The sequence below is a fragment of the Pseudomonas citronellolis genome (assembly GCF_001586155.1).
GTDB lineage: Bacteria > Pseudomonadota > Gammaproteobacteria > Pseudomonadales > Pseudomonadaceae > Pseudomonas > Pseudomonas citronellolis.
This window is the reverse complement of the sequence record NZ_CP014158.1, coordinates 2,840,077-2,860,668: the sequence shown is the minus strand read 5'-3', so window position 1 is coordinate 2,860,668 and position 20,592 is coordinate 2,840,077. Positions and strand designations below refer to the sequence as shown.

Sequence of the window (20,592 nt, the reverse complement as noted above, 5' to 3'; positions counted from 1 at the left end):
AGCCATGGAAGCCATTAGAAAGCACCAGCAGTTCAAGATCAGCCGTGAATACGACACCCAGCTCAAGCGCCTTTACCCCGTTCCAGGCCTGCAGACACCTTTCGGCTCGGCCTACGCCACCGTCGATGCCGGGACGCGCAGCCAACCGCACCAGCATCATGAGCATGAGACCTTCGTCATTCTGCAGGGCCAAGGCCTGTTCGTGCAGGATGGCCACAAGGAGCGCGTGGCATCGGGCGATGTGCTCTACATCAAGCCATTCAGCGAACACTATCTGGAGGCCGACGCCGCCTGCGATATCCAGTTCATGAGCATCTGGTGGGAACCACAGAACCTGGCCGAGCAACCCTCCTCGACCCACCACCTGATCTTTACCCCGCCGCCTACGCCCAACGGCGACCTGCACCTGGGGCATATCTGCGGCCCCTACATCGCCGCCGATGTGATCCGCCGACAACTGCAGCGCAAGGGCAAGAATGCCCACCTGGTGGTAGGTACAGACAAGAGCCAGTCCTACGTCGACCTCAAGGCTCGCCAGCGTGCTCAACCGACCCAGGCACTGTTCGAGCACTACTCGCAGTCGATCATGCAGACCTTCCGGCATGCCGGCATGGCTTTCGACTCGGTATACGACTGCGATGCCAAGGGTCACGCCCCCTTCGTCCATGACTTCATCCATCGCCTGCAGGAGCGTGGCGTACTGCACCATCAGACACACAGTTACGCATGGTGCGAACACTGCAGCCTGGAGGTCTTCGATGCGTTTGCTCGCGGCGAATGCCCAAGCTGCGCCCAGCCTTCCAATGGTTGCGTATGCGAAGACTGCGGCAGCCCGAACAACAGCTACGACCTGGACAAGCTGCATTGCATGTTGTGTGGCAATACCCCACAGCTCAAATCTCAGACCAAGGCAGTACTGAACCTGCACGCATGCCGTGAACACTTCGCCCAGGCCGGGCTGCAGATCGATGCGCCACCGCGTCTGGCTACCTACCTGCGGCACCAGGAGCTTCAGCCTCAACGCGACTACGTGGTGAGCTTTACTGGCGAATGGGGCATCCCCGCGCAGGCCCCTGCACTGGCAGGGCAAACCTACCTGGCCTGGATCGAAATGGCTGCAGGCTATCTGGCCGCACTCTACCGAGGCGTCTTCGACCAAGAGCCAGATGGCACCGCGCAAGCAATCGACAGGCTCAACCAGGCGGATGTCGATGTCATCCACCTGATGGGCTTCGACAACTCCTTTTACTACGCGTACCTGTACCCGCGGCTCTTCGCGGCCCTGGGACTCAAGCAGCTGAAGATCACCTTCGTGGTCAACGAGTTCCTGCTCCTGGAGCAGTCCAAGTTCTCCACCAGCCGCAACCACGCTATCTGGGCCAAGGATGTCTTCACCGACCCGGTCGATACCGACTGGTACCGCTTCTACCTGTCACTCAAGCGCCCTGAAGCCCAGCGCGAAAACTATCGGCACGAGGAGTTCGAACAGTTTCGCCAGGACCTGGGCGAACGTCTGCAGTTGCTGGCTAGCACCCACCGACAACGCCTGGCCAGCTTTGCTGCCGACCTCGACCTGCAACAGGGCGGCGCCTGGAAGCGACTGCACCAGGAATATGGACGCAGCTTCGAACAATTGCGCCAGCAGTTGGACAACGCCTTGAGCGCGCCCTGCGGCTATTCGGTCAAGCAGTTCACCACCACCCTGCTGCAACTGGTCGACAGCCTGGCGCGCTTCCAGCACCTGACCCGGGAGCACTACACCGCACAGGCCGCTGTCGAGCAGCGCCGCACCAGCCTCTACCTCGAGTCCGCGGCGATGCTCGGGCTACGCCAGCACCTGGCTTGCTTGATGCCCACGGCTACCGCGCAATTGCTTGGATAACCCCTTGAAAAGTGCAGATCGCAAACTGGACGTGCTGATCGTCGGGGCCGGTATCATCGGCCTATGCACAGCCATCCACCTGGCCCGGCGCGGAAAGCGGGTACTCGTGCTGGAGCAGCAGGTACGGCCCAACAATGCCACCCTCAGCTCTGGCGCAGGTATCCGCTTCTTCGACCCTAACCCTCAGATCAGTACCTGGGTTCAGGACAGCCATGGCTTCTACGAGGACCTGGCGCCAAGCCTCGATTACAGCCCAACTCCAAGCCTGTATTGCCTGAACCAGGATAGCGAGCAGAGACTTCTGGAAGACGCCGAGTGTCGTGGCTTTCGTGTCCTAGACAGGGAGCAACTGCGAGCACGTTATCCGCAACTCAACTGGCAGGCGATCAGTTGGGCCATCGAGGATCCCCTCGCCGGATACCGTGAGGCTCGCCAAGTCTGGTTAGCGTTGCTTGCGTGCTGTCGAGAGTTGGGGGTATGCCTGGAGTTCGGCCGCCAAGTCATCAGTCTAACGACCGGCGACAACCGGCATCGCCTGCATACAGCGAGCGGGGTTTATTACGCCGAGCAACTGGTTCTCGCGAGTGGCTACTGGACCCAGACGCTACTGCAACACCTAGGTCTGCCGGCACAAGTGCGCAATCGCACCGTGACCATCCACTACCTGGAGCAATCACCGGTGCCAAACATGCCCTTTGTGGTCGAGCATGACAGCGGCTTCCACGCTCGCCCCACCGCCAGCGGCGGCCTGCTCTTCGGACTACCACAGCTAGATTTCGACGTGCCACCCAGCCTCCTGCCCGACCGCGGCGCCCGACAATGCAACGCCGCATTGGCACAGCTCAAACGCTATCTGCCAGAACTGACAGCACAGCCAGAGAGCATCCGCAGCCTGCTTTCAGCCGACGCCTGGTGTCTGGCGGAACCGCCACGGCCCGAGCTACTGCCGAAGACCCTTCACGTCCTGGCTTTCGGCCAGGGCAGCGCATTCAAGTATGCGCCCGCGGCAACACTCGCCTACATCAACCAGCATTTCGAGTGAACTCATGAGCAACCAAGGAAGCATCGATTTTCGCAGCCGTCTGAACAGTTCGGAGCCGCTGATTCATACGCTGATAAACGCCTACATGATGTCCGGTGCGCTGTTCAGCTGCACCGAACTGGATCTGTTCAGCCACCTGGACCAAACCCCCGGGGCACGCCTGGACGAACTGGCAGTCCATTGCGGGATATCTCCCGAGCAGACCCGCAAGCTGCTCTGCTTCTGCCTCTCAGTGGGCCTGGTGCGACAGGAGGAAGAGCGATATTACTGCTCGGACGACGCCCGCAAGCTGCTCTCCAGGCACAGCCCCGACAATCTTTGCGCGGCGATGACCCACCATCGCCGCCACGTCTATCCCTTGTTCGCCGAACTGAGCGATTCGTTGCGCCGTCAAGCCCCCATCTGCCACCGCCTGGGGCTGGGTGGTCGCGACGGCAGTGAGTTCTATGCGGAGTTGGACAAGGGCACCGAGGACTTCGACCTGTTCATGTCCGCCATGAATACCTTTAGCCGGGGTGCCGGTACGCGCTTGGCGGAGATTATCGCCAGCCACACAGCCGTCGATCGCCCTCTGCGTGTTCTCGACCTGGGCGGCGGCGGTGGCCAGGTGGCCATCGAACTTGCCCGGGGCCTGCCCGACGCACAGATCATGCTCGTGGATCTACCAAAGGCGGTGAACCACGCTCAGGAGCAAATTCAGGCACAGGGTCTTGAGCACCGCATCCGCTGCCAAGCCGGCGACATCTTCAGCCCCCTTCCTCTGGAAACGCCTTTCGACATAGTGCTGCTCTCGGCCGTACTCGGTGACTGGAGCCTGGACTACCAAAGGCGCCTACTCGCCAACGCTTACCTGCACCTGAGTCCAGGTGGCTGGCTGGTAGTCAGCGAAACCTTGCTCGATGACGATTTGGGAGGGCCGATACTCCCTGCGTTGATGAGCCTATACGTGCAACTCCTGACGGAGGGAGGCGAGAACTTTACCGCCAGTGGCCTGACCCGACTGCTGCAAGACAATGGCTTCGAACAGGCGCAGGTCCATTACAACCGTGCCCATGGCTGCCGGGATACAGTGATGGCACAAAGACGCTAGATTAAAAGTAAATCACCTAACAAAAGGCATTCGCGCTTGATATGCTCAGGCAAAGGATTTGCAACAAGGCACCTACGGAATGGCCTCCCTGAACCTGCGTCACATCGAAATCTTCTGGGCCCTGATGACAACCGGGAGCGCCACCGCGGCCGCCGCTCTGTTGCATACCTCGCAACCGACGGTGAGCCGAGAGCTGGGACGCCTGGAAAGCATTACCCAGTTGCAGTTGTTCAAGCGCGCCAATGCCAAGTTGATTCCCACCGAGCAAGCACTGCTGCTGTTCGACGAAGTCAAGCGTGCCTATTTCGGCATGGAGCGAATCAACAAGGCGGCTGAGGCGATCCGCCAGTACAAGCACGGCCAGATCGCCCTGGTTACCCTGCCAGCCTTTTCCCAGGCCGTACTACCCATGGTCTGCAAGCACTTCCTTGACCTGTATCCCGAAGTCGCGGTCAACATCACGCCCCAGGACTCGCCTCTGCTCAACGAGTGGATTTCCTCACAGCGCTATGACCTGGGTCTTATCGAGGATAGCGACGCCCCTGGAGGCTCCGAGCTGGAGCATATTTTCACCGGCGACGTGGTTTGCATTCTGCCCGAGGGACACCGCCTGAGCAGCCGCGCGGTGGTACGGGCTGAAGACTTCCAGGATGAAGTCTTCATCTCATTGGCGACCAGCGACCCTTACCGGACTCGTCTCGACCAGTACTTCGACAATCACGGAATCCAACGCCGCCTGCTGGTGGAAACCCACAGTGCCGCCGCGATCTGCGCCACTGTCGCCCAAGGCCTGGGTGTGGCCATCATCAATCCACTCACCGCCCTCGCCTACGCCAAGCTAGGCCTCGAACTACGAAGAGTGGAACTGTCCATTCCCTATACTCTTTGTGCTGCGCGCCCGCTCCATCGCCCATACTCGCCGCTGGTTGACAAGTTCATCCAATCCTTGCGGCATTGCTGCGAGCAGTTGGCCCAACAACTACTACACCTATGAGCAACATGGGCTGCTCAGAGCGCTCATATGTTCAAGTCGCAACTAGTTCTTGCATGTCAGTAGTCATCGTAAAGCGCTAGTTGCGCCAATGACGCATACCTACTAATCCCAGTGGATGTTGCACTGCCGACAGCACGACGGCCAATCTTTCAGGACGCAGCGATTCCCGTTTGGGTATCGCCGACCTCCCCCTCCTCAAGTCAACTATCGCCATGACCAATCCCGCGGTAGTTCGACATGCCATCGCTGTTCGCTCCTCCATACTCCTCTTTTGACATGTGGGGACGACCTAAACAGCTTCGGCTTCTTCGTTAGTATTCTCAAACGGAAGATATCCTTTGTAGACCAACTGATTGCGGACTACAGATGGATTTACACCGAAAGCTCGAGCAGCTTTTTGCATAGACTCGAGCGTAGGCGAATTCACATCAAGCGCCTGTTGGAGATCATCAAAAGGACACAGCAAACTATGTGCAAAAGCGCGTTGAAATTTTTGCCGATCACTCTTTGAGCGACTAACCACACCAAATTCTGCATCTTGCTTCCATACTGCATCACCAAACTGTCGAGCCAACTCAAAACGACGGTCATATGGTCTAGAGGTAGAGGTTTGCAAAGCCACACGCGACTTATTACCTGGATCGCTAATCCTAGCGCCATATGGAAGATGTCGCGCAGTTGCAGTAACCGACTTCAATTCGTCCCATCGCACCTTGAAAAGATCCTCGAATACTTTATGCTTGAGCAAGCCTCTCGGAACGCCAATTATGGATCTAAGCTCTGCTGCAGCTGCTTCTGCCATTTGCCATGGAGTCGCATAGGTCGGTAGATTCCAGTCACGCGTCAAGCTATCTGCTAAACTTAGATCAATTTGCGCTGCTGACTCCTGGGTTGCCTCTATTGCAAGTCTTAGGGAGTGCGCTGCGCCTGGTCCCGGCTGGGCATAAGCGGCCTCTTCGACCCCATCCTCACCAGCGACATTTTCTAGTTCGACTAATGCCTCAATGACCTCGTCTGGGGCCGCATCTGGATCAAACCCTAGACAAGCTTCCAAACGCCTCCATGCAGCAAGTTCAGGATCTTCACGCTCAACAGTAATCTGTTTGAGCAGTGAACAAAGAGCCATCCCATCTACCGTCATGGCACAATGTTCAAGAACGGCCTTAAAGAAGTTATCGAGCTCCAACTCATATTCATTGGCCGCAACCATACCAATCTTGAAATCAAAATATGACTGAGGACCATCAATGAATCTCTTGCCAATGCTTGGAGCAAAGGCAATACGATCTCCAACGCTGAATATCATCACAGGTGGCCATAATGCACCACCACTTGCAGAGTTCAACTCATGGCGCAAACGCCAATCCACTGAGGGAAATTTTGAATCAGTGATAGTTTCCCAGCGCAGGCGCCACCAGTTGTCTGCCATCCAGAGAGCCAGGCTAGTAGAAGAGGCTCGAAAGTAGTCTCTTACAGTTTGCTTTTCAGTATCTGCAATTCTCGAGACGACCCTTTCACCCACTCGAATAAGTATCTCAGCCACATCATCACTTCCCTTTGGCCAAGAAGCTTTGAAATTAAAATAGCCCGAAGCACTCATCGATAAAAGATCTCCGCTGCTGCAATGGCGGCTTGCACGCCTTGGTCTTGACCTATCGGAAATTCGCCATCTGTGAAAGCCACGCTTCTAGCCCTAGCCAAGATATGTCTCGCAAAAGCATCCTCTGGAAGAAGCGGATATCCATGATACAAGGCTTGGTCAGAGTTAGTAATTCTAAGCTCAAAAATCCAACCAGTCTCGTCAACTGTCCAAAGCAAGCTCGGAACATCCCCATCTTTTTGATCCGACCAAAGCCCCAGCATTACTCCTCTCTTAAGAAGGTCTTTAATACGGTGAGAGTCACCTTTTCCAAAGTGAGCATGTGCATCACAGTAAGTCCGTTCAACATCCATGCCCGCATAAGGGGTAAGTTTGTATGCTGATGGATTGTACTTGTGCTTCGAATACGCACCATATTTCACGCGGGCCGATAGCGCTGCTCGCAAATCTCCCGTCGGCATAGTGTTACTTAGCCTCCGATTCGCGTTATTCCTAGATCGCTGCGCTACTATCCGAGATGGCGGCTTTCTTCTGGACATCAGGAACTCTACATATAAAATTTGCCTCTAGCTCTTCCTTTTAGGTTGATTAGAGGCCACCACGTGACGAAATGAGAAACCTTACCACTTGATATCTATTTTATCCCAATGCAAGGCTGGCAAACAGCCTGAAATCTAGACAGGTGACTATCCATCTAGTGGGTAGTGACCCGTTAGCTTAACGCATAAGGCTTGCTTCAAGCTTTGAGTTTGCTTTCCACTCCGAGCAGTCAATTCGGCGACTCCAAATCCCACAATCTTGAAGGTAATCATCAAGGTAGGGACAGGTTCCTCCCGTGCTTGATCTTGCTCATATGCGGCCGCTCGATGCCCACCAAGTTGGCCAGAGTTTCCTGAGCGGTGCCACGTGTCCGCTTCACACGTAGCATAGCGCCTAAAGCCTGAGCCAGTTTAGGATCGAAGATAGTAGCATCGGCCAGCCGGCCTTGCTGGACAGATCCGCCTCTGTGGGTTCCGCTGTGACCGTGGCTGACGCAACAATCACTTTGCTGCTCGCCGTACGAATCCATGGTACCGAGAAAGCAGTGAAAGCCACTGCCAAACGCTGTGCGTAGGCGATACTACGTAGCACCTGATGTTCTCGATCATCAACAGCAAAGAGCCCCTCAGCCCCAGTTCGGTGGTGTATACCGGGGTGAAGTCGGCGGGGTGCGAGAACAGGATTACCCCAGGAGTCCCCGCCCATTCGTGGAAGCGGATCGGCCCGAGGGAGGTGTCCTGCTCGAAATTGGGGGCTACTCCAGATGAAGCCGGCTCATGCTGCGCTCTCCATAGCGGCCCTGCGACCAGGACGGGTTGATGAACCCGAAGGGCACCCGAGTTGGGTGTTCCCGCGGGCCGCTTGCGCCTCAGTTGCCGGCATCGGCATGGGAAGGCGCCTCCTGCCGACCGGCGGCAGCGCGGTTCGGGTTCTTGAAGTCCGGCCCGTCGAGTACTTCGCTCACGTAGCCGACACAAATGAGGTAGTCGCCGAAACGCTCGTCCTCGCGCCGCTTGCGGGCGAAGTGCCCGAGCAGGTTCGGTGGCTAGACGGCAAATGGTAGAGCGCAGCCAACCCTTTCTACTCTTCTTGTACAGCAACCAACCGAAGTGACGATTAACGCATTCAATACAGCAGAAATGCTTGATCCTTCATTCGCCAACCCGCACTATAAATTTGAATCGGCCCTGACTATGGAACCTCGTCAAGGCAGGGCTTCTGTTTTGTGAAGTGGCGGCCTATCATGCCGTTACCCCACTGGTCATGCCTTTGGGGCAAAGCCGTCTAGAGTCCCCTCTCCTGGACGGCTTTTTTATTTTCAGCGACAGCACGTGCTTCCCAGAATGGGGACAAAGCGATTTCCGTTTGTATGTCGCCGCCCCCAGCCCCCTCAAGTCAACTATCGCCATGACCAATCCTGCGGTAGTTCGACATGCCATCGCTGTTCGCTCGCCCATGTTCCTCGCAGCAGTTCCTGCTCTCCATAGCGCTGTGCGGGATACTGATTGCTTCGCAGGCGCGAGCCGATGAGATCCTCGTCGTCACCGACAGCCTGCATCTCGTACAGGCCCCCGCCGATGTGCGGATCATCGAACTGGACCTGCCGGCACGCATAGAGGCCGAACTAGCAGCCCACCTGCCCTGTGATATCAATCGCAGCACAGCACTCATCCAGCAGCGCCTGGCCAGCGGCGGAGAAGAGCTTCAGCAACGCATAGCAACCGCCTACCACGGAGTACTGGAAGCCTGGAGCCTGGGCATCACCACCCTTCCTGCAGTGGTCGTCGATCGACATTACGTGGTTTATGGCGAGCCGGACGTCGCCAAGGCGGTTGCGCTCATCGAGGCGCACCGAGGGACGCAACCATGACGCGCCCTCGCCGCCTGCGCGCCGGCATCGCCACCCTCTTCCTGCTGGTGGCAGCTGCGCCATCGTTTGCCCTCAACACGGCGACCATCGTGGCCTCGGTTGCGTCCCCCGATTGCCTGGCCTACCACATCGTGGGCATCTGTTATTGGCTGTACTGCAGCCATGGCGGTTGCTCGATACGCACCTCGGTGAAGGTCAGGCACTACGTGCCCGATGCGGTGGTGTCCAGCTACTCGGATACCGGAGCGACCCCCTGGGTGGAAGTACGCCCACTCAGCCCTCCCAACTTCACCGCACAAGCCGGTGGAGACGGCACGACCAATCACGACACCGAAAACAACCTGGCGAAATTCAAGAATACGGACGTGCTCGGCCATCCCGGAGGCTATGCCCTCAGCCGCTTCGCCGCGGCCTCGGGCTACGCCTGCCGAGGTGCAGGGATCGCCTTCATGCCCTACCTGCTGAGCACCCTCGATACGCTCGCCTGGCGCTACGATGTGCCGGAGCTGGCTTATCCCGAGGCCCTCACGCCGGGCACACGCGAGATAGGTAGGCGCTCATCCCTGAACCTCTGGGGCAACGTCTATCCGCGCGGCGGTTTTCTTCACCAGGCCGATGACTACAAAGCCGCTGCCGTGGTGGCTCAACGCGCTGGCGACATCGTCACTCGCCGCGGACAGATCCATGTCTACCAGCCTCTGCTCGCCACTCCTCGAGACGGCTACTGGCCTGCAGGGGCTCTCATCGAGGGCGATGAGGCGACAGGCAAATGGCAGGAGCTGACTCCGTCATTGTCGTCCACCTGCGCGGTTTTCCCCAACGTAGCGCAGCATGTGCAGGCGCCGCAGGGAGACTACGCCTGGGCGTTGTGGCGCCCCTACCGCTGCTGCCAGCGACGCGGCCAAGTGTTTCTCGGCAGCACGGATTTCGAGTGAGGAATGCCAGCGTGCGTCGGCCCTCCCCCTCACCTATTCGCTTCGGCAGTCTGGCGCTGCTCATGGGAGCCTTCGCGATGGCCTGTCCACTGTTCGGAGCACAAGCCAGCGAGTACAGCGCGCAGCAGCAAGGCTCAGTCATCGGCGACGACGTCCTGTACAGCATCGGCGGCGGCCAGGCCGTTTCGATGTCACCGGCCTCGAGCATGCATGGCCTTGGTGTCGGAGTGGGTTGGAACAACAACCTGATCTGCGGAAACATGTCGCTGTCCACGACCATCCAGAACCAGTTGAACGGCCTGACCAACGGCTTCCAGACGATCATGAGCAGTGTCATCCAGAACGCCACCTCGGCCGTGGCGTCGCTGCCGGCGCTGATCATCCAGCGCGCCGATCCGGGGCTCTACAACCTGCTCACCAATGGAGTATTGCAAGCCCGGCTCGACTTCGACCGCTCCAAGCTGACCTGCCGCAGCATGGCCGACAAGATGGCCAGCACAGCCGGCGGCCAGCTCGGATGGGACCAGCTAGCCGAAGGCATGGCGTTGAAGCAGGCGGTCGCCAGCCATGACGCCGTCTCCGCCGTCGAGCAAGCCGAAACCAGTCACGGCAACGACGGCGTGCCCTGGGTCGGCGGCGACAATGCCGGCGGCTCAGGACAACGCCCGATACGCATCGTCAGCGACGTTACGCGCGCCGGCTACAACCTGGTCAACGGCCGCGATGCCACCGACGGCAGCTCGATCGACACAAGCCAATGTGGCGGCAATCTCGCCTGCCAGACCTGGAGCTCTCCAGACGCCGCTGCCAACTGGGCGGTACGGGTGCTGGGCGAACAGGAACAACGGACCTGCGAAGCCTGCACCAAGAGCGTCGCCACCCCGGGAGTGGGCCTCCCCCCACTGATCCAGGAAGAGTACGAGGCGAAGCTGGAGGCGCTGCAGCAGCTGGTTGCTGGCAGCCGCACCATGAGCATCAAAAACCTGCAGGCCGCCGGCAGCAGTTCCCTGCCCATCACCCGCGGCGTCATCGAGGCGCTCAGGGACGAACCCGACCAAGACCTGCTCGCCCGCCGCCTGGCCTCCGAGGTTGCGCTGGCGAGCGTGTTGGAGAAGGCCCTCCTGCTGCAGCGCACCTTGTTGACCGGCCGCAAGGAGCCGAACGTCGCCGCGAACGACCTGGCACAGAAAGCGGTTTCGAACGAGAGCGATGTCCTCGACCGGGAGATCCTCAGCCTGAAAACCGAGTTGGAGCTGCGCCGTGAGCTGGCTGCCAACTCACCGACCACCATCATCCAACGGCACAGTACGCGCGCCGCCGGCTCTCGCGGTATCTACCAGGGCGACCCGACACGCGACCGCCTGGACAAGCTGCAGCAGCCTTCAAGCGACGGAGCCACTCCGTGAGTCGCACCTTGCAATGCCCTCGATGGCTACGGCGCAAAGGCGCGCTCTTTGCCTGGGGCATCCTGCTGCTTGCAGTCATTGCCGTGATCAATGCGATCGGCCTCCGCCTGGCGGGTAGCGCCTTGACCTGGCAAGTATGGCTGACGACACACAGCAGCTACTTCCTAGCCTGGCGAATACTGCTCTATGCCACCACCGCTCGGGGCTGGCTGTGGATGCGCAAACGCGTGCTGGCACGCGAACCGGATCCCGCTGCCCGGCTACGACTGCTGTGCACCGAGTTTGCCGCAGTCGCCGCACTCGCCGTGCAGGAAACGCTGTCACTCGCTCAGCACGGCTGACCTGGAGCTGACGATGACGCTCTACACCACCGACTACCTGGAGTATTACCTGACGCTAGTGAGCTGGATCATCCATAACGGCATCTGGTCAGTGCTGACGGCTAGTGGCGCTTTCGCCCTGCCATTCCTGGCGATCATCCTCCAGGAGTGGCTCCGCGCCCGTGCCGAAGGCGCCGACGAGGGCAACAAAGGCGCGCTGTCAGCCAGCCGCATCGAGAACCGCGTTTTCGTGGCGATCGTCGTCATCATGTTCGCCGGCATCCCGTTCATCGACGTGGACTTCAACACGTTGCAGTTCGATCAATCCCGCTCCACCCAGTGCCAGGTGAATGCCCCTCAACCTGCCGAAACCGGTTGGTCGCAGTCCTTCAGCACGCTCAACAACCAGTCGGCGAAGGTGCCAGTATGGTGGTTCTTCATGCATGCCCTCTCCCGCGCGATCACCGGCGCCTCGGTGGCGGCCATCCCCTGCGGCACGGATCTGCGCCAGATCCGCATGGATATCGATGCCACCCGTATCAACGATCCGCTGCTGGCCCAGGAGGTCAGCGATTTCACACACGACTGTTACGGGCCAGCGCGCGCCAAGTTCTTCATGAACCGCCCCGAGATGACTGAGGAGCAGATGTACGATGTGACCTGGATTGGCTCGCGCTTCTTCCTCGACCACAGCGGCTACTACGACACCTACCACTCCAGTACGCCCCGCGAGGGTTGGGCCTATGACAGCAACCGCGACGCAGGGCTCGCCGAGGTCCCCAGCGGTGCTGGCTATCCCACTTGCCAGCAGTGGTGGTCGGATAGCAACGGCCTGCGTGCGCGGCTGCTCAGCCAGGTCGACCCCAGTCTGCTGACCAGGATCGCCAACTGGGCAGGCTTCCTCTCCCAGGATCAGGTGGACGACTCAGTAATCCGAGCCATCGCCTCGCCTCAGCAACAGAAGCTCAACCAAGGTGCGGTCTACAGTGACTACGGTGGCCAGGTCAGTATGACTGTGCCGAACGTAGCCGCGCGTGCCGCCAGCGATGTGGGTCTGGCAGTAGGCTCCGTGGCCTTCTTCCCCGCGATGGATGCCATGCGCCAGGCACTGCCGATGGTTCTGGCGTTGCTCAAGATGGCGGTGGTGATCTGCATTCCGCTCGTGCTGGTGATCGGTACCTACGACCTCAAGACAGTGATCACCGTCAGCGTGGTGCAATTCGCGCTGTTCTTCGTCGACTTCTGGTTCCAGCTCGCGCGCTGGATCGACTCGACGATCCTGGACGCGCTCTATGGAGCAGGCTGGGGGTGGAATCGCCCGCACACGAACTTCGATCCGATGATTGGGCTGAACAATGCCTTCGGCGATCTGCTGATCAGCTTCGTGATGGCGACGATGTTTATCGTATTACCCACATTCTGGGTCGCCGCCTTGGGCTGGGTCGGCATACATGCAGGTGTGATTGCTCAGAATATCGCGGTCGGTTCCAAGGATGTCAGAGACAGCACAGGGGCAGGCGTGAGCAAAGTATCGGGTAAGGTCATGTAGGTTAGTGCGCTACGAAATCAGTCGTCGTAGGGATCATTAGGCTCGTGAGGATCAAGCCGGTGCCCACCGGAGGAATACAGACCAAAGCCCGCCTCACCATGGCGTATTTCATCATTGGGCGGCCAGATATTTTCTTGCGACTTACTTTGTGGGAAAGCAAGGCTAGCTGTCAGTAGAACCACAAGTAGAAGCGCCAACCAAAAAGCGCTGTAAAGAAGCACGCCAAGCACCACCAGCTTGATACCCCAGAGCACCACCGTAGCACCATCTGCAGGAATCCCCTGCCCGACCAACCAGCCATTCACCTTCCGCTCCTGGCGGACGTATCCGCAACATACTCGACCTAGCGTCTGACCCAGCCGTTCCGCCAAAGAGATCGATGCCGAAGGTTTCATGGTCACTACCTCATGGTTGCTCTGTCTGTGCTCTTCGAAAATCTCCTGCTTCGCAATTGAAGCCCACGCGTCGGTGCAACGACAAAGTGTTGCGACCCCATTCACTGATATGAAACGCCAAAAGCTCAGCAAGGTGCATCGCACCTGATAGCCGGTATATCGCTGAACAATTCCAACAACCCACGGATAATCCGGGCGACGTTGTGCCGGATTGGCTGGCCTTGGCCTCTCCTGTTCGTGCTTCGATGGTCCTGCAACTGGTTCGCAGTCTGCGGACACTGCATCGCCTACCAGGCGATACCCCATAGCAGCTTCTTCCGGTGCCACCTGGCAACGCTGCAGCCCGCTGATTGACCTCAGCAGGCTCCCGGAACCGCTGTTCTCCCCCGGTGGGGCATTCGTGCCCCTCCGCCCGGATGCCCTGTTCTTCTATCCCAGAGCATCCGTCCTCCTCACTTCCTTCCCGAGGGTTGTCCTCTAGACGGCTGCTCCTGTTCCAGGAGTACTGACCATGGGTATGGATGTTTTCGGCAAATCCCCTACCTCCGAACGCGGCAAGTATTTCCGCAACAACGTATGGTGGTGGCATCCCTTATGGGACTACTGCGAGCGACTCGCTCCCGACATCATCCCTAGCGACAACCTGGGTCATTCCAATGATGGTTGGGGACTCAGCAACCACGCTGCACTCAAGCTGGCTGATCGTCTGGCCAGCGCTCTAGCATCTGGCGAGACGGAGCAGTATGCACAGCGCTACGCAGCCTATCTCGAATCGCTACCTGATGAGCCTTGCACCGTCTGTGGCGCAACAGGAAAGCGAGCAGCACCGCCTGCGATCGGCGCAGGGACGCACCCATGCAATGGATGCAACGGCACCGGCCACACTCCGAGCTTCGAGAAGCACTATCCCTTCTCGACCGAGAACGTACGAGAGTTCGAGGCATTCCTGCGAGAGTGCGGCGGATTCAACATCCATTGAAACCTGAGTACCTGAGCCGTGCACCGCACGGCTCTTTCATAAAGAAGGCCATTTGATTTCCGGCTTGTTCCACCAAGCAGACATGCCTCATGCCTCACGATGAAAGGGCACATCACCGCAAAAGGTCATAACGGCCAAGGGAATGGAGCTCAAGGGAAATGGGCCTACCCGGAAAAGGAAAAGGCTCCCCCACCACCAGGTGTCTTCGATGCTCGCGCTCTTACATTGGAAACGCCCCTCGCCCGCAGAAAGCCTCCTGGAGAACAGCGCCACCATGGGGGGCTGGCTACGCCCGGAACCTGCCTCCATCCTGCTGGCTACGCCACGTCGACAGCTCCTGCTGGAACACATCTGGCAACGCACCTCGCTCTCTCGCAAGCAGTTCGCCAGCCTGTACCGTGCGCCACTGGAACGCTATGCCGAACTAGTCCAGCAATTTCCCGCCTCCGAAAGCCACCATCATGCCTACCCAGGAGGCATGCTGGACCATGGCCTGGAGATCGTGGCCTACGCCCTCAAGCTGCGGCAGTCGTATCTGCTACCTACTGGCACCACCCCCGAGGATCAGGTTGTGCAGGCAGAGGCCTGGACCGCCGCAGTAGCCTATGCCGCCTTGCTACATGACCTCGGCAAGATCGCGGTCGACCTGCAGATCGAATATGCCGACGGTACCCGCTGGCATCCGTGGTACGGACCTCTGGAGAAGCCCTATCGCTTCCGCTATCGCACTGATCGCGAGTATCGCCTGCACAGCGCCGCAACCAGCCTGCTGTATCGACAGGTGCTTGGCCACGAGATGCTCGACTGGATCAGTACCTACCCCATGCCATGGTCCGCCCTGCTGTATGTGCTGGCCGGCCAATATGAACATGCTGGAACGCTCGGTGAGTTGGTCATGCAGGCTGATCGTGCCTCGGTATCCCAAGCACTGGGCGGAGATCCGGCACGCGCATTGGCAGCTCCAAAGCATGCATTACAACGCAAGTTGCTGGAGGGCCTGCGCTACTTGGTAAAAGAGGAGCTGAAGCTCAACCAACCACAGGCTTCGGATGGTTGGCTAACGCAAGATGCCCTGTGGTTGGTGAGCAAGACCGTCTCAGACAAGCTGCGTGCCCACCTGTTAGCCCAGGGTATCGACGGCATTCCGGCGAACAACACCGCCGTGTTCAACGTGTTGCAAGATCACGGCGTGCTCCAGCCCAGCCCACAAGGCAAAGCGATCTGGCGAGCGACCGTTACCAGCGACGCAGGCTGGTCGCATACGTTCACACTCTTGCGGCTGCCTCCCGCCCTGATCTGGGAAGGTGATCGACCAGCGCCATTCGCCGGTACCGTCGTGGTGGAACTGGAGACCAACGACGCCTCGGCGACACCATCAACCGATACTAGCGGCATCACACCGGCGACTACTGTCATATCAACACCACCTGCAGCACCCGGTGTAGATAATGTTGATGCCCTGCTAGCCTTGCTGGGCACCTCTGATTCCGAACCGGCTCCATACGAGTTGGAAGTCGCACTGTCCTCGACAACCTTTACCGATGAGTTGCTCACCTATTCCCCGCAGAGCGATTCAGCGCCACCACCTGCCCCCGCCTTTCCACCCATTGCGGACAACGGAACCCCGCCGGCGCCTCCATCAGGCGAACACTTCATGACTTGGCTGCGGCAACGCATCCAGAACCACAAGCTCATCATCAACGACTCCCGGGCTCTGGTGCATACCGTGGACAGCACCGCGTTTCTGGTCAGCCCAGGCGTGTTCCAGCGCTACGCGCAAGAGCATCCGCATACTGACGTACTCGCGAAGCAGGATCAGCTCGCTGATTGGCAGTGGGTGCAGAAGCGCTTCGAGAAACTGCAACTGCACCGTAAGCAGGACAACGGTCGAAATATCTGGACCTGCGAAGTAACGGGTCCCCGCAAGTCACGGCAGTTACATGGCTACCTACTGGCAGATCCACAGCACGTATTTGGAAAGGTACCGCTCAACAATCCGTATTTACAGCTTCTCAATGAATAACAAAATAAAGAGCTCGTACAGTGTTTGCAACATTTTCCCGATCCCCTACCTGGCAACTACTGCCACCCCTTGCCATTGCAAAATATCCAAGGATTACCGTGGACTTTAATCTCGATACTGGTTTAGGGTAGGAATGGAACAAAAGGCCCCGAAGAGCCTTTAAAATACTTATTGGAAGGGGAGAAGAAACGCTCGGTTCATGCTGCAACCAGCCATGACAACTAGAGCCAACGGGGCCATGGAGCAAATAGAGACGAAAGAAGCGATTGGAGGGGATGCTGCTTTCCATTGAGTCTCAAAGCAAGATGAAGAACCCTGGATAGGGTTGCCTTACGACCACCAAGTTCTTACCTAGCCCATAGCTTCATCTGCATTTCCCCACAGACCAGACATCCAACGCTCTGACAGAGTTATCGACATGTGTACAAGCATGCTGAAACTCTGAACAGCACACAGACTCGTTCGCTATATTGGTGTTGGTTGAGAACACGTTGGGAGCTCTGCTATTGGAAGCAGCCAATCACAACCACGCCTACCTTCGCTAAAAAGAAGGCTGGAGTATACTTCGATAGGACTGGAGACTTTCCACTCCGTTACCAAACTTACGGATAGATTGCCCTAGCGAACAACCTCTACGGATGAAGGCGGAACTCCTGCGCCAGTTGCTGAAGCTCTGTGCCAAGTCGCGCCAGTTCGCCACTGGCGGCAGCCATCCGTGCATTGGTAACCACCCCCTGTTGGGCCACCTCGCGAACCTGTTCCACGTTGCGGCTAATTTCCTCGGCCACAGCACTCTGCTGTACCGCCGAGGCGGCGATCTGCTGATTGAACTGCTCAATGCTGCCGACTGCCCCTGTGATCAGGGTCAGCGCCTGACGCGCTTGCTCGCCGAACTCCACCGCCTCACGGCTAAGCTGCGCACTGCCGGCCATCTGCTGTACCGCGCGCACGGAGAGCGCCTGCAGTTCGGCGATCAGGCTTTCGATCTCGGCGGTCGACTGCTGGGTACGCCGGGCCAGCGCGCGTACCTCGTCGGCGACTACGGCGAAACCGCGTCCCTGCTCACCAGCGCGAGCCGCTTCGATAGCGGCGTTGAGCGCCAGCAGGTTGGTCTGCTCAGCGACTGCCTTGATCACGTCAAGCACTCCGCCGATACGCTCACTGCCCTGATGCAGTAAGCGGATGGTGTCCATCGATTGGTCGATGTCGGCCGCCAGACGACCGATCTGTCCGGCACTATGGCTGACGACCTGATCGCCCGCACTTGCGCTGCGGCTGGCCTGCTCGGCAGCTTCGGCGGCCTGGGCGGCGTTGCGCGATACCTCCTCGGCGGCACTAGCGAGCTGCTGGGTCGCTGCCGCGGCCTGCTCGGTCTCGCGCTGCTGGGCACGGGCGCCCTCATCGCTCAGGCGACTGCTGTAGCTGAGCTGTTCTGCAGCGCCATGCAACTGATCGATGCCGGTACCGACCCGCGCCAACATGTCACGTAGGTTGCAGGTCATCTGCCGCATCGCCGTGCAGAGCTGGCCTAGTTCGTCGCGGCGCTGCTCGTCAAGATCGCCGCTGAGGTCGCCGGCGGCGATCCTCTGCGCCTGCTCCAGCGTGCGCTGCAACGGCGGCAACAATAAACGGCGAATCACCAAACTGGCCAACCCGGCGAGCCCGACGATCACCAATGCACTAATCGCCAGCAACCGCAGGATGTTCGTCCGCTGTGCCTCCAGGCGTTGCAAGTGGTCGTCACGGGTCTGGTCGGCTAGCGCCGACACTCGCGCAGCCAACGTGCTCATCTGTTCGCTGTCGCGCTGGCTAGCCAGTCTGCTCTCGCGATAGTGCTCAAAGGCGTGGCGATAGGCACCAAGCGCCTGCTGGGCGGCCTGCAGGATATCGCGATGCTCCTCGCCGATGCTCGCCAGCAGGCTGGCCACTACCCCCTCTGCGGTCTTCATGAGCTCGCCCCACTCGCGTAGCGGTACCTCACCACCGCCCTGCACGAAGGCGTACTCGCGGTTGCGCACGGCAAGCAGCAGACGCAACAGCGAGGCGGCGTTATCGGCGAAGGTCAGGGTGTCGCCGCTTATCGCTGATTGGTTGTCAAGCGCCACGCGCAGGGCATCAAGCATATCGCGCTCGACGAACTCGAACTGGAGGCGCGCGTCCTCGGCTTGCGCCTGCATGTCGGTCAGCGCCTGTGCAGCAGCACCATTCTGCAGCACCACCTGTTCGAAACGCGCGAGGTAGTCACGGCTCCCCTGGTCGATCTCGCGCAGCGCGGCCAGGGTGACGGCATCAGCACTCTCCTCCAGCCCGCTGACCCGCTCGCAGAGTACGTCGACGGCCTTGCGCAAACGTTCAGCGCTCGCCGAAGTCGGTACCCGCTCGTAGTCTTTCTCGGCCTGCCGGGCGTTGCCAAGCGACAGATTGATGTCAGCGATTACCTGGCTCTGGCGATTACCGGCAACGAGTACATCGACAGCCTGAAAGGCAAGCCCAATGGCCACCAGCGACAGAGCACCGACCAGGCCAAATCCGAGCAGCAGCTTGCGGCCGACTGCAAGGTCGGCCAGCCATCTCACGAGCCCATGCATGTCATCAGTCCTCCATCGAAATCAGCTCGACGGCTATGTCGGGTCATTGGCAGGCTGCTGGAGCGCATGTCGTGGACGAAACTGGCCAGGCCCAAGCTAAAACTGAGGTTCATGCCGTCTGCTCACAGGCTGTCGGACGCGCGCCCAGCAGCAGCCGGTTAGCCAGCCAGGCCGCACCGCCCAGTCCAGCAATCGCCAGCGCCAGCGGCAAGCCGCTGCCATCGTGGACAAAACCGATGAAGGCACCACCGAGCATACCCATGCCAAAGGTGGTAGCACCAAGCAGTGCCGCCGCGCTGCCCGCCTGATCGGCCTGCCCTGCCATGGCCATAGCACTGGCGTTGGGGTTGATCAGGCCGATGCTTGAGACCAATCCGAAGAACGCCAGCATCAATAGCGGCAAAGATCGCAGGCCCACCAGTTCGGCAGCCAGCAACAATAAGCCAGCCGACAACGGTGCCCACAGGGCACGCGACAGCAGCAGGCTGGCGCTGTAATGACGTAGTAGATGCCGGTTGAGCTGACTGGCAAGTAGCAGGCCAATGCCGTTGAGGCCAAAGAACATCCCATAGTGGGACGGGGAGATACCGTGCAGATCGAGCAGCACGAACGGCGAGCCGGCGATGTAGGCGAACATCGCCCCCGCGGCGAACGCTTGGCTGAGCAGGTAGCCGACGAAGGTGCGGTTGGTAAGCAGCCGCCCGTAGCGTCGCAGTATCTGTACCGGATGCAGCGGCTGGACGTGCACCGGCGCGAGGGTTTCGTCGAGCAGTGCGTAGACCGCCAGTAGGCAGCCGAGGCCAAAGGCCGCCAGCACCAGAAAGATCGACTGCCAGCCCCACAATGTCAGCAGCACGCCGCCGGCCAGCGGTGCGAGAATTGGTGCCAGCCCCATCACCAGCATGATCTTCGACAGCACCCGCGCGGTGTCCTGCGGCGCACAGCGATCACGAACGATGGCGGTGGTCAGCACGGTGCCAGCGCAACCGCCGAGCCCCTGAAGAAAACGCCAGCCCACCAGGCTGGCAAGGCTATCCACCTGGGTAATTGCCAGCGAGGCCAGGCTGTAGAGCACCAGGCCGAAAAACAGCGGCGGCTTGCGACCGTAACGGTCGCTGAGCGGGCCGTAGCAGAGGATGCCGAACAACACGCCGACGAAGTAGCCGGAGAAACTCAGTTCCACACCTCCTGCCGACAACTGCAGTGCAGCGGTGATGGCCGGGAACGCCGGCAGGTACATGTCGGTGGACATCGGTGCGATAGCGGTCAGGGCACCGAGCAGAACCAGCCAGCCGGTGCGCAGAGGCAGACTCATGGGGATACCTCGAAGCGCGGCCAGACCGCAGCCGCGCGCAAACGATTCGGAAGCAGGACGACGT

The 20,592-nt window shown here is 59.4% G+C and carries 17 protein-coding genes and 2 pseudogenes; 12 read left to right on the top strand and 7 right to left on the bottom strand.

Annotation, left to right across the window (positions count from 1 at the left end):
• The first annotated feature begins 4 nt into the window (after positions 1–4).
• The 4 genes from PcP3B5_RS12635 (at position 5) to PcP3B5_RS12620 (ending at position 5,008) form a co-directional block, all read left to right on the top strand.
• Complete coding sequence (locus PcP3B5_RS12635) at positions 5–1,882, top strand: class I tRNA ligase family protein (RefSeq protein WP_061561431.1); 1,878 nt, start codon at positions 5–7, stop codon at positions 1,880–1,882.
• A gap of 4 nt (positions 1,883–1,886) precedes the next feature.
• Entirely contained in the window at positions 1,887–2,924 is a 1,038-nt protein-coding gene (locus PcP3B5_RS12630; protein ID WP_061561430.1) for an NAD(P)/FAD-dependent oxidoreductase, read from the top strand.
• A 4-nt stretch (positions 2,925–2,928) separates the two neighbouring features.
• A complete protein-coding gene (locus PcP3B5_RS12625; protein ID WP_061561429.1) occupies positions 2,929–4,014 on the top strand; it encodes a methyltransferase in 1,086 nt (361 codons plus the stop codon).
• 79 nt (positions 4,015–4,093) lie between these two features.
• The gene (locus tag PcP3B5_RS12620; RefSeq protein ID WP_061561428.1) at positions 4,094–5,008 is read left to right on the top strand and encodes a LysR family transcriptional regulator; all 915 of its coding nucleotides are present in this window, start codon (positions 4,094–4,096) and stop codon (positions 5,006–5,008) included.
• Positions 5,009–5,297: 289 nt separating this feature from the next.
• Here the strand turns inward: PcP3B5_RS12620 and PcP3B5_RS30635 are convergent, their stop codons facing one another.
• Positions 5,298–6,608: a hypothetical protein gene (locus PcP3B5_RS30635; RefSeq protein ID WP_082816302.1), complete on the bottom strand. Its 1,311-nt coding sequence runs from the start codon at positions 6,606–6,608 to the stop codon at positions 5,298–5,300.
• Positions 6,605–7,147, bottom strand: coding sequence for a hypothetical protein (locus PcP3B5_RS31410; protein WP_145923895.1), 543 nt, complete (start codon positions 7,145–7,147; stop codon positions 6,605–6,607). Before PcP3B5_RS31410 ends, PcP3B5_RS30635 begins: the two co-directional genes overlap by 4 nt.
• Before the next feature lie 467 nt (positions 7,148–7,614).
• Between PcP3B5_RS31410 and PcP3B5_RS32715 the strand changes: the two genes are divergently transcribed.
• Positions 7,615–7,722 (top strand): DUF7740 domain-containing protein, encoded by a 108-nt coding sequence (locus PcP3B5_RS32715; protein WP_476726661.1) that lies wholly within the window; start codon positions 7,615–7,617, stop codon positions 7,720–7,722.
• A gap of 40 nt (positions 7,723–7,762) precedes the next feature.
• On the opposite strand, the pseudogene PcP3B5_RS32145 reads toward PcP3B5_RS32715, so the two are convergent.
• Positions 7,763–7,957: pseudogene (locus PcP3B5_RS32145) on the bottom strand (hypothetical protein); the annotation flags it as partial.
• Positions 7,958–8,580: 623 nt separating this feature from the next.
• Between PcP3B5_RS32145 and PcP3B5_RS12615 the strand changes: the two are divergent.
• From PcP3B5_RS12615 to PcP3B5_RS12595, 5 genes are all read left to right on the top strand, one after another.
• Complete coding sequence (locus tag PcP3B5_RS12615) at positions 8,581–9,018, top strand: TIGR03757 family integrating conjugative element protein (protein WP_061561427.1); 438 nt, start codon at positions 8,581–8,583, stop codon at positions 9,016–9,018.
• Positions 9,015–9,953, top strand: coding sequence for a TIGR03756 family integrating conjugative element protein (locus tag PcP3B5_RS12610; protein ID WP_061561426.1), 939 nt, complete (start codon positions 9,015–9,017; stop codon positions 9,951–9,953). The genes PcP3B5_RS12615 and PcP3B5_RS12610 overlap by 4 nt, the downstream gene beginning before the upstream one ends.
• Before the next feature lie 62 nt (positions 9,954–10,015).
• A complete protein-coding gene (locus PcP3B5_RS12605) occupies positions 10,016–11,359 on the top strand; it encodes an integrating conjugative element protein (protein ID WP_061561425.1) in 1,344 nt (447 codons plus the stop codon).
• A complete protein-coding gene (locus tag PcP3B5_RS12600) occupies positions 11,356–11,700 on the top strand; it encodes a hypothetical protein (protein WP_061561424.1) in 345 nt (114 codons plus the stop codon). The genes PcP3B5_RS12605 and PcP3B5_RS12600 overlap by 4 nt, the downstream gene beginning before the upstream one ends.
• A 13-nt stretch (positions 11,701–11,713) precedes the next feature.
• Positions 11,714–13,228, top strand: coding sequence for a conjugal transfer protein TraG N-terminal domain-containing protein (locus tag PcP3B5_RS12595; protein WP_061561423.1), 1,515 nt, complete (start codon positions 11,714–11,716; stop codon positions 13,226–13,228).
• Positions 13,229–13,245: 17 nt separating this feature from the next.
• On the opposite strand, the gene PcP3B5_RS30625 is transcribed toward PcP3B5_RS12595, so the two are convergent.
• Positions 13,246–13,623 (bottom strand): DUF3742 family protein, encoded by a 378-nt coding sequence (locus PcP3B5_RS30625; protein WP_082816301.1) that lies wholly within the window; start codon positions 13,621–13,623, stop codon positions 13,246–13,248.
• Between the two features lie 511 nt (positions 13,624–14,134).
• Here PcP3B5_RS30625 and PcP3B5_RS30620 point away from each other — a divergent pair.
• Positions 14,135–14,602 carry a hypothetical protein gene (locus tag PcP3B5_RS30620; RefSeq protein ID WP_082816300.1) on the top strand — a complete coding sequence of 156 codons (468 nt, stop codon included), beginning with the start codon at positions 14,135–14,137 and terminating at the stop codon, positions 14,600–14,602.
• A gap of 208 nt (positions 14,603–14,810) precedes the next feature.
• Positions 14,811–16,625, top strand: a complete 1,815-nt coding sequence (gene mobH, locus PcP3B5_RS12590; RefSeq protein WP_061561422.1) for a MobH family relaxase — start codon at positions 14,811–14,813, stop codon at positions 16,623–16,625.
• Between the two features lie 632 nt (positions 16,626–17,257).
• Here the strand turns inward: mobH and PcP3B5_RS32550 are convergent.
• From PcP3B5_RS32550 to PcP3B5_RS12580, 3 genes and pseudogenes are all read right to left on the bottom strand, one after another.
• A complete protein-coding gene (locus PcP3B5_RS32550) occupies positions 17,258–18,106 on the bottom strand; it encodes a methyl-accepting chemotaxis protein (protein WP_420820167.1) in 849 nt (282 codons plus the stop codon).
• A 66-nt stretch (positions 18,107–18,172) separates the two neighbouring features.
• Positions 18,173–18,415: pseudogene (locus PcP3B5_RS32545) on the bottom strand (methyl-accepting chemotaxis protein); the annotation flags it as partial.
• A 907-nt stretch (positions 18,416–19,322) separates the two neighbouring features.
• A complete protein-coding gene (locus PcP3B5_RS12580; RefSeq protein WP_061561420.1) occupies positions 19,323–20,528 on the bottom strand; it encodes a multidrug effflux MFS transporter in 1,206 nt (401 codons plus the stop codon).
• Positions 20,529–20,592: the final 64 nt, after the last annotated feature.